Here is a 15,087-nt window from a genome sequence, read left to right as displayed (position 1 = left end):
CGCAGGCGGCACTACTCCTTGCTCTGCTCTCGCTCCAGCGCGGGACTCGTGGAGAGCTCGGGCGCGGGCGTCGGCGCCGGGGCGGGCTCCGACTCGGCGACCGATTGCTCGGGGGCAGCCGTCGAACGCGTAGCAGCCGTCGACAGCCCGAGGATGGCCGGGTCCGCACCCGAAACCGGCCCCGCCGGGCCCGACATCCCCACCTGCGGCGCCGGTTCCGGTGCGGGATCAGAGCCTGACGTCTCAGGGCCAGGCGCTCCCGGGCGCGGAGCGGGATCGTCGACACCACGCTCGCCCGAAGCCGTCCCCGGCCGCGCAGCCCCTCCCGGTTCGCCGCCCGTCTCGGCTTCGGCCCCGCGTCGCGCTTCCAACCCGGCGGCGGGAGCGGCCTGCGGCGGCGTACCGCCCGGGGCGTGGCCGATCGCGGCAAGCGCGTCGGCGTGCAAGTCCGGTGTGACATCCGGCGCGGCGAGTTCCGGACGGTTCCGGGCCTCCAGCAAAGCCCGTTCGGCCATCGTCTGGGTCCACCCCTGCTGGAAACCGTCCCACGCGGACTGCTCGAACCGCTGCTGGTGGACCTCTGCGGCGGTCAGCCCGCTCCCCGGCCCGGTCGGCGAAAAGGTGGCCTCCCGAAGGGCATCGGCTCCCCGGGCCGCGTCGGCCGCTCCCACCGGAGCGGTGAGCGGAGCCTCCGCCTCCCAGTCGACGCCGACCTGTTCGTCAGCCCCGACATCGTTCTCGGAAGCCGTACGCCGCGCCTCGGCAAGCCGCTCGCCGCCGTGGTCGACACTCAGCACGGGTGCCCGGCCCGCGTTCCCAGCTTCCTGTCCCCACGGCACCTCCGCCGCGGCCGCCGCGGCGGCACCGGCCTCCCGACCGGCCGGAAAACCGCGCATGCTGGCATCGAAGTAGGCGGCCTGCTCCCCCAGTCGCGTCAGATGCGGAGGAAGCGGCGGAGCAGCGGGAAGCTCCGGCCGCGCCGGCGCATCCGGCACCTCCACCCGAAGCGGTCCCACCGGCACCGAGACGCGCCCCTCCACTACAGATGCGGGGACCTCTCCGGCCGGGTTCGTGGCCTCCGCGGCCGGCTTCGTGGCCTCCGCGTCGGCCGACGGCCCGTCAGGCGTACCCCCCTCGGCGTAGCGGATCACGTCGGCCTGGTTGAACCCCTCGCGCAGTGCCCGCATCACCGCCTCACCCGGCTGGTAGTCCGGCTCGGCCTCGATGCGATTGATTACCGCGACGGGCACACCCGACAGCTCCGCCAACTCCTCGACCGTCAGGTCGCCGACCTCCCGGTCGCGGCGGACCTCGCTGTACTCCTCCACACTTACCCGGACCGAAGGCTCGTCCGGCGGCAAGTCCGGGCTTCGGCCGTTCGCGAAATCGTTCGCCACGTCCGCAAGGGCGGTGCGCAAGGCGGTCATCGTCTGGGCACGAGGCGTCGCCCTGTCCCCACGCTCGATCGCCCGGATCGTCTCGGCCCCGATGCCCGACCGCGCGGCCAGTTGATCGACCGTCAGGCCGAACGCCTCACGCACCGGCGCCGGATCGAAGTTCCGTTCGGCGGTGATCTCGGTGACCACATCCGCGATTGCCGTACGGATCCCTTCGACGGTCGCGCGGGCGGGACGCTCGTACTTCCCCGTCTCGGCGTTGGCCACGGTGTGCTCGTGCACACCGGCTCTTTCCGCCAGGGCCGTCTGGGTGAGCCCGAGGTGGGATCTCATCTCCGCGACGTCGAAGTCGAGTCGGCCCGCAGCTTCTCCTCCTTCCGCGGCAACCTCGTCCAGCGCTCGTCGCACCGCCACGCGGAGATCGAAGTCCCGCGTTGTTTCCCCTCGTTCGAGCTCCGACACGGCATTGCTGATCACTCCCGCACGACCGGCGAGCTCGCCCTGCGTCAGCCCCAATGCGTGGCGTTCGGCAGCCACGTCGAAGTTCGGGTCCCCTCCGAGCTCGTCCCTGGCGGTCGACAATGCGTCCTCCACCGCGCGACGAGTGATGTGCTGGCTTTGGAGTTCGCCCGATTCCAGGCCCGCAAGGGTCTGTCGCTGGATCCCGGCGCGCGTCGCCAGCTGTATCTGAGTCAGACCAAGTTGCTCACGCTGCTCACGGATGCCCGGCGCGGTGTTGCTCGCGAAGTCGTCCACCGCCGCACGCAGCGCGTCCATCACCTGAACGGTGGGGCGCTGACCGTTCACTTCGATCTCGCGGAGCGTGGTCCTCGCTATGCCCGCACGCTCCGCCAGTTGCGGGCCTGACACCCCCAGTGCCTCTCGCGCGCCCTGCAGGTCGAAGTCCGGTTCGGCCACGAAGTCCGCGCCGTTGGCGATCAGGGCCGACTGGAGCGACCGCACGGTCGCATGCCAGGGTTCCCTGGTCCTCCCTGTCTCGATCCCCGCAATCGCCTCCTTGCTCACTCCGGCAGCCTCGGCCAGTGCCGCCCGCGACATGCCCAGGGCCTCGCGCTCGCGCCGGAGGGCGGAGTCCGCCAGTTCGGAGACCGTGACCATGCGTTGCGGCTCGGGCTCGGGCGCAGGCGCGGAAGCGCGGACTGTCTTGGACGGCCGGGCTTCCGCCCGAGGTGCCTTGGGCTGCGGAGGCTGATCACCGTCGAGGACCGCTCCCAAGGCCGCAAGCGTCTCGGCGTCCGGTTGCTTCCGGCCGTCCTCGATGCGTGCCACCACCGACCGTGCGATGCCCGACGCCTCAGCGAGCTGTTCCTGGGTGAATCCGCGCTCCCACCGGCGTTCGGCCAGCGGATGGAGTTCCGCGGGGATGAAACCCAGCGTTCTGACGTCGGTGCCCAGGGCGGCGGCAATGGCGTGTGCGGGTCCGATGCGCGGGTGCGTCATCTGTCCGCTCTCGATGCGGCTGATGTAGGAGGGACTGACGTTGGCCCGTTCCGCGAGCTCGGTCGGCGTCATCCCGGCGGCGAGACGGGATACCGCCACCGGATGGGTAGGCGCGGCCGCCGACGGGTCGGACATGAATCCCAGGGCTTCCGGGGTGCTGCCCAGGACGCTCGCCAGTGCCTCCGCGGTCGCGGGCGAGGCAGACTTCGCACCGGATTCGATGTGGTTGAGGTGAGATCGGGAAACGCCCGCCCGCTCGGCGACCTGCGAAGCCGTCAGGCCCTCTTCCCAACGTCGTTCGGCCACCGGATGCAGGCCGTCGGGCAGAAGGCCCAGGCTCCTGATGTCCGTCGACAACGCCGACGCCACACGGTGGGCGTTGTCGAGCCGTAGATATTCCTGGCCGCCGCTTTCCAGTGCCGCGATGGTTGCCTGGTTGAGGCCAGTCCGTTCGGCGAGTCCCCGCTGGGTCAGGCCAGCGGCCTTGCGGGCGGTCGCAACCGGGTGCTCGCGCTTCTCGTTGAGGGCCAGCGCTTCCGGCGTGGTTCCCAGTGCGTCGGCCAAGGCCTGTGCCGTTGTCGGGGAGGCGCGTCGCGCGCCGGTTTCGATCCTGCCGATCTGGTCGCGGGGCACACCCGACCGGTCGGACAGTTGCTGTTGCGTCAAATGGCCTCGGGCGGCACGGAGGTTGTTCGGTGGTGCCTCTCGGTCGGCAACCTGATCCTGTGTGCCCACCGCCTCGTCCTGGGTGGCGACGCCCTGGTCCTGGGTCTCGATGGCCTGGTCCTGGGTGCGGACGGCGCGGTCGTGGGCGGCTTGGCCTGCGGCTATCCAGGGGTTGGGCTCGTTCTCCCCGGCCATGTCACCCCCGCTTGGCTGTGCCCTGCGTACTCCCCTCGACCGCACTTGACAGCTCCCGATCATCCGGCGAGCGAATGGGGCATTTCAAGCCTCTTACGGTGTGCCGCGCTCCGGGGATAGCGCGACGCGGGGAACTCGACCTCGGCGTTGGGCGGGAAGGCGCCTCGTCGGAAGCGCACTGCACGACAGAGGGCGACCAACCAGTAGGAATGCCAACGCTGTTACCGCTGGGCACCCCGCGTGAATCCGTTCACAAGGTGATTGGCACAATCAAGCACGCGGAGGTTCGTGCAACGGGGAGGCAGCATGGCCGACACCATCGAGAAGGCGGCGGACCACGGCGGGGGCGAGGAAGAGCCGGAACTCGACCGGCGGCGGTGGATCGCGCTCGCGGTCGTGCTCACCGCGGGGTTCATGGATCTGCTGGACGTCACGATCGTCAACGTCGCGATCCCGGCGATCCAGGACGAGCTGGGGGCGAGCTACGCGTCCATCCAGTGGATCGTGGCGGCGTACGCGCTCTCCTTCGCGGTCGTTCTGATCACCGGCGGGCGGCTTGGGGACATCTTCGGACGCCGACGCCTGTTCCTGATCGGCATGACGGGGTTCACCGTCGCGTCGCTGCTGTGCGGCATCGCGACCGGGCCCGGAATGCTCGTCGGGGCAAGGGCGTTCCAGGGCCTCATGGCGGCGATCATGGTGCCGCAGATCCTCGCCATCGTGCACGTCACCTTCCCGCCGTCCGAGCGCGGCAAGGTCTTCGGGATGTACGGCGCCATCGCGGGCATGGCCGCGATCAGCGGCCCCATCGTGGGCGGACTCCTCATCGAGGCCGACGTGTTCGGCTGGGGCTGGCGGCCGATCTTCCTGGTGAACATCCCGGTGGGGATCCTCGGCATCGTCGCGACGCTGGTGTACGTACGCGAGTCCAAGGCGCCGCACGCGCTCAAGCTGGACCTTGTCGGTGTCGGCCTCATTACGACGGCGCTGCTCATGCTCGTCTTCCCGCTGGTGCAGGGCCGCGAACTGGACTGGCCGTGGTGGACGTTCGCGCTGATGGCCGGATCCCTGCCGCTCTTCGCGGTGTTCGTCGCGTACGAGCGCGTCAAGACCCGCCGCGACGGCTCACCCCTGGTCGAACTGGGTTTGTTCAAGGCCCGTTCGTTCTCCGCGGGCATGCTGGTGCTGCTGCTGTTCCAGGGCTGCATGGCGGCGTTCTTCCTCACGTGGAGCCTCTACCAGCAGCTCGGGCTCGGCTGGAAGCCGCTGCACGCGGGTCTTGCGGGCGTTCCGTTCTCGCTCGGCGTCTCGGTCGCGGCGGGGCTGTCGATCCAGTTCCTGGTGCCCCGGCTCGGCCGCCACGTGCTGAGCCTCGGCGCGGTGGTGATGGCCGTCGGCATGCTCGTGTACGCGTGGGCCGTCGACCACTTCGGCACCGGCATATCCGCGTGGCAGATGCTGGTCCCTCTGGTGGTCGCGGGCCTGGGCATGGGGCTGCTGCTCCCGCCGCTCGCCGACACCGTGCTGTCGGGCGTCGCGGAGAAGGACGCGGGGTCGGCGTCCGGCGTGCTCAACGCGGTCAACCAGCTCGGCAACGCGATCGGCATCGCGGTGGTCGGTGTGATCTTCTTCGGTCTCCTCACCGCACAGGCCGGGCCCGCAGCGTCGTCCGCCGCACCGCAGTTGCGGCGCGACCTGGCGGCGGCGGGCATCCACGGGCCCGCGCAGGACCAAATGGTCGCGGGCTTCCGCGACTGCGTGCGGGACCGCACCGAGGAGCAGGACCCCGCCGTCGTCCCCGCGTCGTGCGATGATGCCCCGCTGCGCCAACTCCCGCAGCCCGTGCGGGACAACGTGCTGCAGGCGGTGGAGAAGGCAGGGCGCGAGGCGGGGGCGACCGACTTCGCCCGCTCGTTCCAGCGCACGCTGTACGGCGTCGCGGGGGGCATGGTCCTGGTGTCCGTCCTGATCCTGGCCCTGCCCAGGCGCATCGAACACCACGAGGGCGTACACGTGGGTTGACGCGCGGAAGCTCCGATCCGGTCCCCGGGCGTGCCTGGGGACCTTCGGATACCTGTGCCGTCTACGCGCGATGGGCGCCGTCCGGGCGCAGATTCCGCAGTCCCGCTTTTCGGGCCTCTGGCCCGACTCGTACCCCTGGACCTTGCGGCGGAATGCCGCGTTTCCACCTATCTTTCCGGCTACGCCGCACTGTCGGATCGACAACTCAGCGACAACTAAATCCGCAGAATATTGCTCATTAGACAATTGATTTCGTTCTTCATTGTCCGATGACCAACTGGATACCATCCCGAACAGGCAATCCAGCTTCGGAATCAGCACATTCCCTTCTGGGGGTTATGCATGTCCAGATTCAGCGACCGCGAACTCGGGATGGACCGGAAGATCACCCGCCGGGACTTCCTGGACGGCGTGGCCCTCAGCGCCGCCGTGGTGGCCGCCTCCGCCGCGTTCCCGAGCGTCGCGTCGGCCTCGTCCGGAGGCTCGCACGGCCGCCCCGGAAACGGCGGCCCCGGGAACGGCGGCGGCAACGGCCACGGCGGCAACGGCGGTTCCGGCAAGCCCTACCCGCCGACCCAGACCGGCCTGCGCGGCCAGCAGGCCGGTGCGTACGACGTCGCCCACGCCGTCCGCGACGGAGCCTTCACGCCCGGCCGCATCACCGAACTGCGTGAGACGTACGACCTGGTCGTGGTCGGCGGCGGCCTCAGCGGCCTGGCCGCGGCGCACTTCTACCGCAAGGCGGCCGGCTCCCGGGCCCGCATCCTGATCCTCGACGCGCTCGACGACTTCGGCGGCCACGCCCGCCGCAACGAGTTCCACGTGGGCCGCACGATGCTGCTGTCGAACGGCGGCACTGTCAACCTGGACACCCCGAGCACCTGGAACCGCGCGGCATACGACCTGGTGACCAAGGACCTCGGCATCGACCTGAAGGGCCTTGAGGCGACGGTCAAGAGCGACGCGTACACGCCGTACGGGCTGCGCAGCGCGACGCTGTTCAACTCCGAGCGCTGGGGCAAGGACCAGCTCGTCATCCGCGAATCCGGCGAGTCCTGGGCGTCGTTCGCGCAGAAGCTCCCGATGAGCGCGGCGAGCAAGGCCGCACTGGTCCGCCTCTACAGCACCACCGAGGACTTCTACCCGGGCCTGACGGACGCCCAGAAGAAGGAGATCCTCGCCCGTACGCCATACGAGACGTACCTGCGCGAGAAGATCGGCATGGACGACGACGCGCTCGCGGTCATGCGGCGCGGCACCAACGGCCTGTGGGGCGTGGACGTCGACCGGGTCTCCTCGGCCGACGCCTGGGCCACCGGGCAGCCCGGCTTCGGCGGTCTCAACCTGGCGCACACGCCGTGGCCGGGTGCCGGGTTCACCCCGCTGATGCATCTCGCGGAGACCGACGAGGACGGCAACTTCTACTTCCCCGAGGGCAATGCCTCGGTGGCGCGCCTGCTGGTGAACAAGCTCGTCCCGCACGCGTTCGAGGAGAACCGGCTCGACTGGCGGAAGATCCCCACCGCGCACGCCCGGTACGACCGCCTCGACCACCCGGACTCCGACGTCCGCATCCGGCTGTCCAGCACGGCGTTCGACGTCCGCAACGACGGACGCCGCGGCGCCGTCGTCAGCTACTCCCAGGGCGGCCGGAGCTACCGGGTCCGCACCAAGGGCGTCGTGATGGCGTGCTGGAACTCGGTGGCGTCCTACGTCATGCCCGAGTTGAAGGCCGACCAGATCGAGGCCATGCGGTACGGCGTCAAGGTCCCGCTCGTCTACACACGCGTCGCGCTGCGCGACTGGCGCGCCTTCGCCGCCGCGCGGGTGCGCAACGTCAGCACGCCGACCCGCTTCTTCAGCAGCTTCGGCCTGCCGACCGTCACCGACATCGGCGACTTCACGATGCCGCACCAGCCCGAACTGCCCACCGTGATCTCGTTGTCCGCGACCCCGAACTCGCCCGGGCTCAAGTGCCGTGACCAGCACAAGGCGGGCCGCCGGACGCTGATCCGCATGCCTTTCGAGGACTTCGAGCGGGAGATCCGCGACTCGATGACCCGCGCGCTCGGGTCGTACGGCTTCGACCCCGGCCGGGACATCACCGCCATCACCGTGAACCGGTGGGCGCACGGCTACGCGTACGAGTACAACTCCCTCGACGATCCGGCGCTGTTCGGGCCGGAGGAGCAGCGGCCGTACGCCAAAGCCCGCCGCCCGGTCGGTCGCATCGCGATCGCAAACTCCGACGCCGAGGCCTTCGGCTACACGCACGCCGCGTTCGACGCCGCCTACCGCGCGGTGCGGCACCTGCTCTGACCTGCCGTCTCCCGGAAAGGCGGGGCCGTCCGCGGCACATGCCGCAGACGGCCCCGCCCGCCGTCACTCCTGTGCCGCGGACTCCCCGGGCTCCGCGGACCTCGCAGCCGCCGCGGCCTCTGCCGCCCGGACCGCGTCCCGGTGCCGCAACGCGGCCGCGCGCAGCGCCGTTTCCGCGTCGACGCCGTGCGTCGCGGCCAACTGGGTGGCGGCGAGGAGCAGTTCGCCGACCGAGTCGTCGTCCACGTGCTCCGGCACCGTGACGGATCCCGGTACCGGCACGTCGAATCCGGCACGCCTGCTGCGCGCGATCACCTTGCCGGCGAGGGACAGTGCGGGCTGGCCGAGCGGGATGCCGTCCACGACCGACTCGCGCCCGGACTTCTCGGCGGCCTTCAGCTCGTCCCAGTTGCGCTCCACGTGCTCCGCGCTCTCCGCCACGACGTCGGCGAACACATGCGGATGACGCCGCATCAGCTTGGCCACGATCTCCCCCGCGACGTCGTCGATCGTGAACGGGTCCTCGGGGTCCTCCTCGGCCACCCGGGCGTGGAAGGCGACTTGGAACAGCACGTCGCCCAACTCCTCGCGCAGATGGGCGCGGTCACCGGAGTCGATGGCGTCGACGAGTTCGTACGCCTCCTCGACCAGGTAGCGCACCAGCGACTGGTGCGTCTGCTTCGCGTCCCACGGGCATCCGCCCGGCGAGCGCAGCCGGTCCATCACCGCGACCAGGTCGAGGAGCCGCGAGCCCGGCAGGTCCCACGAACCGGGCACCACCTCGATGGCCGGGAGCGCCTGCGTACCGCCGGCCGCGACCGCGCCGAGTGCCGCGCCGAGCTCGGGGTCGCCGTCCGAGCCGGCCAGCCAGACGACGGGACCCGTCCGCGCGTCCGCGAGCAGGCGCCGGGCGAGCACCTGCGGCGCGGCGGCGCCCTGGTCGTCGTCAACGACCACCGTCACGTCGACTCCGGCGTCGCGCACGTACGGCAGTTGGGGATGCGTCGCCTCCCCGGTCAGCACCTGTCCCCCGCTCGCCGCCGACGTCTCGCGCAGCACCTGCCACGCGGGCCAGCTCAGCAGGCCGGGGGCCACCCGGTGGGTGCCCGTCAGGAGGATCAGCCGGTTCTGCGGCACACCGCTCTGTTGCTCGCTCACGGGATCACCGTAAGGGGTCCCCGGGACGGGCGGGCTCAGTCGCGCGGGGTCTCGCCGGCCAGGACGGCCCGCACGCGCTCCACCTGCATGCGCACCAGTTCCTCGTCGGGCAGGACGACGTCGGGACCGGTGAGGTTGACGTACGTGGCCTCGACCAGGGTCGTCCCGACGCGCACCGCGACGATGCCGTGCACCCACGCCCGACCGTCCGCTGTGCGCGTCGTCTGCGACAAGGCCAGCGCCTGGTCGCCGAGGGCGGGGGACTTTTGCTTGACGTAGCCGCTACTGAAGGCCTGACCGTCGGACGAGGTCCGCCGCACGTCCGCGCAACGCGGCAGCAGTTGCTCGGTTTGTCCGAGGAGCTTCTCGGCGTCGCCGGCGGCGAACGATGCCAGGTTGACGCCGACGATGGCGTACGCCTTGCCGCCGCCGGGCGTGTCCATGGCGATCACCGACGCCTTGCCCTTGGCGGTCACCGACTCGGCGTTCCCCGGCGACAACATCTCGTCGATCGCGTCGCACTCCGGCTTGTCCGACGTGTCGCCGCCGTCACCACCGTCGCCGCGGTCGTCGTCATCGGCGCCGCCGATCACCGTCCACCCCGAGGGCAGCGCGCTCTCGGGCACCAGGGCGGTGCGGAGCTGCTCGTCGGTCAGGTACGCGAACTGACCGCTCCTGGGCGACTCCGCGGCGGAGCCCGCACCGGTCCGGGCGGGCGTCGGGGTCGCCGGGCCGCCCGCGGGCGCCGAAGCGGCACCGGACCTGCCCGAGCCGCCTGACCCGCCTGACCCGCCGACCGTGTCAGCGGCATCCGCGACGCCTCCGGCAGCGCCCGACGAACACGCCGTCGCGGCGAAGAGCGCGAGCGGCAGGAGCGCGACCGCCGTACGACGGGCAGTGCGACGCACAGTGTGGCGACCGGCGCGACGGGCGGTGCCCAAGGCGGCCCCCAAGGCGGCGGGACGGGCGGTGCGGGATCGGGTCAAGGCCGGCTTCCTCGGACAGGCGGGATCGGGGCGATCATCCTGCCAAAGCGCCCCCGGCCCCCGACCGCTGGGGCGGGCGCTACGCGCCGGCGGCCCCCGTGCCCGCGGTCCCGGCGATGTTGTCCGGCGTCAGCCACTTGTAGGCCACCGGAACGAGGCCTTCGGCGACGTCCCACTTGCCGTACCGGGGGTTCACGGTGATCTCCATCGACTCGGCGGTCTCGGTGTAGATCTTGTCCGCGCCGGCGTTGCCGTTCTTGGCGATGAGCCGCTCGATGATGATCTGGGACCGGGTGAAGGCGTCCACGCCCGAGGCCGGCACGCCCTTCTCCGCGAGCGACTCCTCGATCGGCACGCCCCTGTTCTGGGCCAGCCACTCGTTCTTCTGCTCGGCGATGTCGGTCGGCGTGACCACGATGCCGCTGCGCTCCGCGGCCTCGTCCAGGACCTTGGTCTGGAGCAGCAGGACCAGTTCCTCCTGCGACGCCGTGACGCCCGGAACCGGGGCGGCGCCGACGCTCTCCCGGGCGTCCGCGGCCTTCTCGACGCGGGAGTTCAGTGTGGAGATGTCGATGCGTTCGCCGTCGACCACCGCGGCGGCGCCCGCCTTCGAGTCGGCGCAGCCGGTGAGGGCGAAGCCCGCGAGCAAGGCGGCGAGAGCGAGCGTGGGGACGGAACGCGACGTGCGACTCACACGAACTCCCAGGGTTCGATGGCGCTTGTACGACGGCACTGCGTGTGACCCATGACCAACGACCAAAGATACGGGCGGGCACGCCGCGATACTTGGATCTTTGCCAAGTTCGCGCCGTGCCGTCGCGGATCTTGTCGTCGGTCGAGTTCGGTCTTACACGGGTCGGCAGCGGTCATCAAGGGCCGCGGAGCGATCAGCCGCCGTGATCAGCGGTGTGAGCAGTGTGATCGGCCCTCGACGCGGCGTGGTCAGCCGCCTCCGCCGGACGACGTCGCCTTCGCGTCGCGCACGGCCTTGCGCAGCGCCTCCGGCACCGGGCCGAGGCCGGCGGCGAGTTCGTCGACCCGGCCGCGCGCCGCGCGGCGCTCGCGGCCCGACATCACCGTGTTCATCTCGGCGATGTGCACGAGGACCGTCGTCGCGGCCTGGCAGCGGGGTACGCGGGACGCCGGCTGCGTGGCCCGCAGCGCGTCGCGTACGCCGGCCAGGGCCGCGGTCCGCATGCGCGGCTGACGCAGGGCGACCGAGTGGTAGGGGAAGACCAGCAGCACCCGGGTCTTCTCGACGCGGAGGACGCGTGAGCGGGCGAGTTCGGTGCGTACCGTGCCGACCGCGAAGGCGGCGGACTTCTTCACCCAGTGCCGCCACGACCGGGACCGGTCGGACGCGACGACCCGGGCGAACACGTCGGCCTCCAGCGCCCCGTCCGGCACCGCCCCGCGCGACGCGGCCACCCGCACCCGGCCGCCCTCGTCGGCGAGGAAGCCGGCGTCGAGGAGCCCTTGCAGCGCCGCGGCATTGAGTGCGAGGCCCATGTGCTGGCCGCCGGCCAGCCGCTGCCGCTCAGGCCGGTACGCCAGGAGGAACACCCGGTGTACGAGGGATACATCGTCCTGCGGTTCCATGGTGGGTCACCCTCCTGCCCTGGTTCGCACTCTCGGTCCGGTTGTGGTCGCGGAGGCCGTTGCGGCGGCCGCGGTCGTCCCCAAGACCACCGCCTTGGTCATCGCCGCTGTCATGGCCATCACGGTCGCCGTGGCCGTCGCCGTGGACGCGGCCGTGGACGCGGTCCGGTCGGCCGCCTCAGCGCGGTCCGCGGCACCGTCCTCGGGGTCACCGTCAGCCGGGTTCCGGTTCGACACCGCCATCGTCGCCAGCGCCGCCGTCACCGTCGCCAGCACCGCGAGCATCGTCTCGAGCGACACCGTCGTCCCCCTCCCCCTCACGCCGCCTCGGCGGCCTGCCGCGCCGCACCGGGCGGCCGGCGTCGCCGGGCATGCGGCCCGCGTCGCCCAGGGCCCGGCGCAGCAGGAACTCGATCTGGGCATTGGTACTGCGCAGTTCGTCGGCCGCCCAGCGGGCCACCGCGTCGTGCACGGCGGGGTCCAGGCGGAGCAGGATCTTCTTGCGCTCGCTCATCGGCGCCGAGGCTATTGGTACAGCGAACCGGAGTTGATCACCGGTTGCGTGGCCTGCTCGCTGCACAGCACGACTAGCAGGTTGCTGACCATCGCGGCACGGCGCTCGTCGTCGAGTTCGACGAGCTGCTGTTCCTCCAGGCGGTTGAGCGCGAGCTCGACCATGCCGACCGCGCCCTCGACGATCCGGGTACGGGCGGCGACCACCGCGCCCGCCTGCTGGCGGCGCAGCATGGCCTGGGCGATCTCAGGGGCGTACGCAAGTCTCGTGATGCGCGACTCGATCACCCGCACGCCGGCCGCCTCGACGCGTACGCCGATCTCCGCCGACAACTTGGCGGTGATCTCGTCGGCGTTGTCGCGCAGCGAGAAGCCCTCGGTGTTGTGGTTGTCGTACGGGTAGCTGTTGGCGATGTGCCGCACCGCGGTCTCGGTCTGGATCGCCACGAACTCCTCGAAGTCGTCGACCTCGAACATCGCCTGCGCGGTGTCCTGCACCTGCCACACCACGACGGCGGCGATCTCGATCGGGCTGCCGTCGAAGTCGTTGACCTTGGCGGTCTGCGTCTCCAGGTTCCGGATGCGGGTCGAGATCCGGGTGCGGTCGGTCAGCGGGTTGACCCACCGCAGGCCCTCGTGCCGCACGGTCCCCTTGTAATGGCCGAAGAGTTGGACGACCCGGGCCTGCCCGGGGGCGATCGTGGTCAGCCCACACAAGCCGACGAGCGAACCGATCGCGATGACGACGCCGAGGGCGATGAGGCCCGCCCGCGAGCCGCCGTGCACCGTCGCGCTGACGAAGAAGAGCACCACGGACAGCGCGAGCGCGAGGAACCCCACGCCGAGGGCGGGAAACCCGCCCGCGCCCTGCACCAGCCGCTCGCGCACTTGCGGCGCGGGCATCTCCACCGTGATCTCGGGAGCCGTTTCGGCCATGGTGTCCTCCACTCGTCGACCTGACACCATCAGGTTAGCAAAGTGATATCACTTTTTGCGTGAGGGACATCCCTCGACTTGCCCGGGCGGCCCGCCGTACGGGTACGCGCCGCGGCCGTCGGCGCAGGACAGCGCCGGTTCCCGCACTCCTGGCCGAAAACCGCGGGCGGCCGCCGCGCCGACTGGCTAGCTCCCACCCCCCGACGCCCCCTTAGCCTCGGCGCCGGACCAGGCGCCGGCGAGATGCGCCCCGGACTCGGAGGGACCCACTCACCGGTGCGCGCAAAACATGCAAGCCCGTCGCTGCGACCGCGCCGTACGGCGTTGATCGCGGCCATCAGCGCCCTGGCGATCTTCGGGGGCATCCAGGGGGCGAACGCGCTCCAGGGCGACGGGGGTTCAGCGCCCGCCGCGGTGTACGCCGAGCCGACTCCGGCCGCGACGGAAGCCCCCGGCGACCCCGAGGCGCTGCACGAGCCCGAGTACAACCCCTCGGAATCGGACGCCTCCGCGGCGAAGCCCGGCGCGGGCCCGGCGCCGGCCCCGGCCGGCGCCGCCGCCGCGGCCGCGCAGGCCGCGGCCCCCGTGACGCCGCCCTCGGGCGAGGGCTGGAAGTCCAGCGGGCCCGTCGCGTACCAGCCGAACGGCTACACCATCAAGTTCCGCGACCAGCGGGCGGTGAACTGGCTGCGCCCCCAGATCGATTCGATCGCGGGCCAGTTGGCGCAGATCACCGGGCTCCGCTTCAGCGTCGACACCACACCGGTCGGCGCCGCGTACCAGCTGCAGGTCGGCGAGGTGCTGGTCAACCTGTACAACCGCCCCTGCAAGTACGTCAGCGGCACCGGTATCTCGTCGAAGTACGTGGGCGTCTCCGACGGAACGGGCGCCTCCGGCTTCAGCTGCGGCTTCAACCGCTGGGACGCCAACCGGGTGCACCTGAGCGGCCACGTCTGGATCAACACCGAGCACTTCGACGCCGCGGGCAACGCCTCGGCCGCCATGGGCACCGCGGGCCTGAAGAATCTGGTGACCCACGAACTGGGCCACGCGATGGGGCTCTCGCACGCGAACCGGAGCGAGGCGGCGAGCGACTGCGCCAAGGGCACGGACGCGGGCCAACTGCCGGTCATGTGCCGCCCGTCCAAGGCCTACCAGGACCGCGCGGCCGGACGGTACGTGCAGCAGTTCGACCTCCAGGGCCTGCGCACCATCGCCCGCGGCGGTGGGGCGCCGGTGCCGACGCAGGGCAGCGTCGTCGGGATCGGCGGCAAGTGCCTGGACGCGACGCAGGGCAAGTCGGCCGACGGCACGCGGATCCAGCTGTGGCAGTGCAACGGCTCGTGGGCCCAGAAGTGGATCTTCAACAAAGACGGCACCATCACCGCGCTGGGCAAGTGCCTCGACAACTACTCCCAGCGCAACGTGAACGGCAACAAGATCCAACTGCACACCTGCAACGGCACCGCGGCGCAGAAGTGGCGCATCGACAGCGCGAACCGCATCGTCAACGCCGGTACCGGCAAGGTTCTCGACGTGGCCGGCAGCAAGACCACGAACGGCACCGCCGTACAACTCTGGGCGCCGCACACCAAGGCCAACCAGAAGTGGACCGTGCGGGCGCAGTAGGCCAACAGAGCCTGCCGGCGCACCCAGTCGGGCAGAGAAGCCGAGCAGGCCGAGGAAGCCCGGCGGGACCAAGTAGCCCGGCCGGACCGAAAACCCGGCAGGACCGCGTAGGGAATCGTGCTGGCGTTCGGATCGGTTTTCGCGGGCGGGCTGTTCGTCCTGAACGACGCGTTCGTGAACTGGCTGACCCCGGTGACGCTCATCGC

Annotated in this window: 10 protein-coding genes; 3 read left to right on the top strand and 7 right to left on the bottom strand. The window is 71.1% G+C overall.

Annotation, left to right across the window (positions count from 1 at the left end; all coding sequences use genetic code 11):
• Nucleotides 1-11 precede the first annotated feature (11 nt).
• Complete coding sequence (locus tag AB0C36_RS29840) at nt 12-3,719, bottom strand: helix-turn-helix domain-containing protein (RefSeq protein ID WP_358359983.1); 3,708 nt, start codon at nt 3,717-3,719, stop codon at nt 12-14.
• Nucleotides 3,720-4,025: 306 nt separating this feature from the next.
• Between AB0C36_RS29840 and AB0C36_RS29835 the strand changes: the two genes are divergently transcribed.
• Entirely contained in the window at nt 4,026-5,741 is a 1,716-nt protein-coding gene (locus AB0C36_RS29835; protein ID WP_358359981.1) for an MFS transporter, read from the top strand.
• A 342-nt stretch (nt 5,742-6,083) separates the two neighbouring features.
• Nucleotides 6,084-8,060, top strand: coding sequence for an NAD(P)-binding protein (locus AB0C36_RS29830; protein WP_358359980.1), 1,977 nt, complete (start codon nt 6,084-6,086; stop codon nt 8,058-8,060).
• 63 nt (nt 8,061-8,123) lie between these two features.
• Here the strand turns inward: AB0C36_RS29830 and AB0C36_RS29825 are convergent, their stop codons facing one another.
• The 6 genes from AB0C36_RS29825 to AB0C36_RS29800 form a co-directional block, all read right to left on the bottom strand.
• Nucleotides 8,124-9,218 (bottom strand): nucleoside triphosphate pyrophosphohydrolase, encoded by a 1,095-nt coding sequence (locus AB0C36_RS29825; protein WP_358359978.1) that lies wholly within the window; start codon nt 9,216-9,218, stop codon nt 8,124-8,126.
• Between the two features lie 35 nt (nt 9,219-9,253).
• A complete protein-coding gene (locus tag AB0C36_RS29820; RefSeq protein WP_358359975.1) occupies nt 9,254-10,126 on the bottom strand; it encodes a hypothetical protein in 873 nt (290 codons plus the stop codon).
• A gap of 157 nt (nt 10,127-10,283) precedes the next feature.
• Nucleotides 10,284-10,898 carry a SurA N-terminal domain-containing protein gene (locus AB0C36_RS29815; RefSeq protein ID WP_358359973.1) on the bottom strand — a complete coding sequence of 205 codons (615 nt, stop codon included), beginning with the start codon at nt 10,896-10,898 and terminating at the stop codon, nt 10,284-10,286.
• Between the two features lie 248 nt (nt 10,899-11,146).
• Nucleotides 11,147-11,803 (bottom strand): GOLPH3/VPS74 family protein, encoded by a 657-nt coding sequence (locus AB0C36_RS29810; protein ID WP_358359970.1) that lies wholly within the window; start codon nt 11,801-11,803, stop codon nt 11,147-11,149.
• A gap of 214 nt (nt 11,804-12,017) precedes the next feature.
• Nucleotides 12,018-12,317: a type II toxin-antitoxin system antitoxin gene (locus tag AB0C36_RS29805; RefSeq protein ID WP_358359967.1), complete on the bottom strand. Its 300-nt coding sequence runs from the start codon at nt 12,315-12,317 to the stop codon at nt 12,018-12,020.
• A gap of 11 nt (nt 12,318-12,328) precedes the next feature.
• Nucleotides 12,329-13,252 (bottom strand): SPFH domain-containing protein, encoded by a 924-nt coding sequence (locus tag AB0C36_RS29800; protein ID WP_358359965.1) that lies wholly within the window; start codon nt 13,250-13,252, stop codon nt 12,329-12,331.
• A gap of 276 nt (nt 13,253-13,528) precedes the next feature.
• Here AB0C36_RS29800 and AB0C36_RS29795 point away from each other — a divergent pair, with 276 nt between their 5' ends.
• Nucleotides 13,529-14,881 carry a ricin-type beta-trefoil lectin domain protein gene (locus AB0C36_RS29795; RefSeq protein ID WP_358359962.1) on the top strand — a complete coding sequence of 451 codons (1,353 nt, stop codon included), beginning with the start codon at nt 13,529-13,531 and terminating at the stop codon, nt 14,879-14,881.
• Nucleotides 14,882-15,087 lie beyond the last annotated feature (206 nt).

Origin of the sequence: Streptodolium elevatio, assembly GCF_040649515.1 — a bacterium.
GTDB classification, from domain to species: domain Bacteria; phylum Actinomycetota; class Actinomycetes; order Streptomycetales; family Streptomycetaceae; genus Yinghuangia; species Yinghuangia elevatio.
This window is presented reverse-complemented; position numbering and strand designations above follow the sequence as displayed.

What these genes read in the sequence shown, in the direction of transcription:
- AB0C36_RS29840 (WP_358359983.1), bottom strand. Translation starts at nt 3,719, where the DNA reads ATGGCCGGGGAGAACGAGCCCAACCCCTGGATAGCCGCAGGCCAAGCC.
- AB0C36_RS29805 (WP_358359967.1), bottom strand. Translation starts at nt 12,317, where the DNA reads ATGAGCGAGCGCAAGAAGATCCTGCTCCGCCTGGACCCCGCCGTGCAC.
- AB0C36_RS29810 (WP_358359970.1), bottom strand. Translation starts at nt 11,803, where the DNA reads ATGGAACCGCAGGACGATGTATCCCTCGTACACCGGGTGTTCCTCCTG.
- AB0C36_RS29835 (WP_358359981.1), top strand. Translation starts at nt 4,026, where the DNA reads ATGGCCGACACCATCGAGAAGGCGGCGGACCACGGCGGGGGCGAGGAA.
- AB0C36_RS29800 (WP_358359965.1), bottom strand. Translation starts at nt 13,252, where the DNA reads ATGGCCGAAACGGCTCCCGAGATCACGGTGGAGATGCCCGCGCCGCAA.
- AB0C36_RS29830 (WP_358359980.1), top strand. Translation starts at nt 6,084, where the DNA reads ATGTCCAGATTCAGCGACCGCGAACTCGGGATGGACCGGAAGATCACC.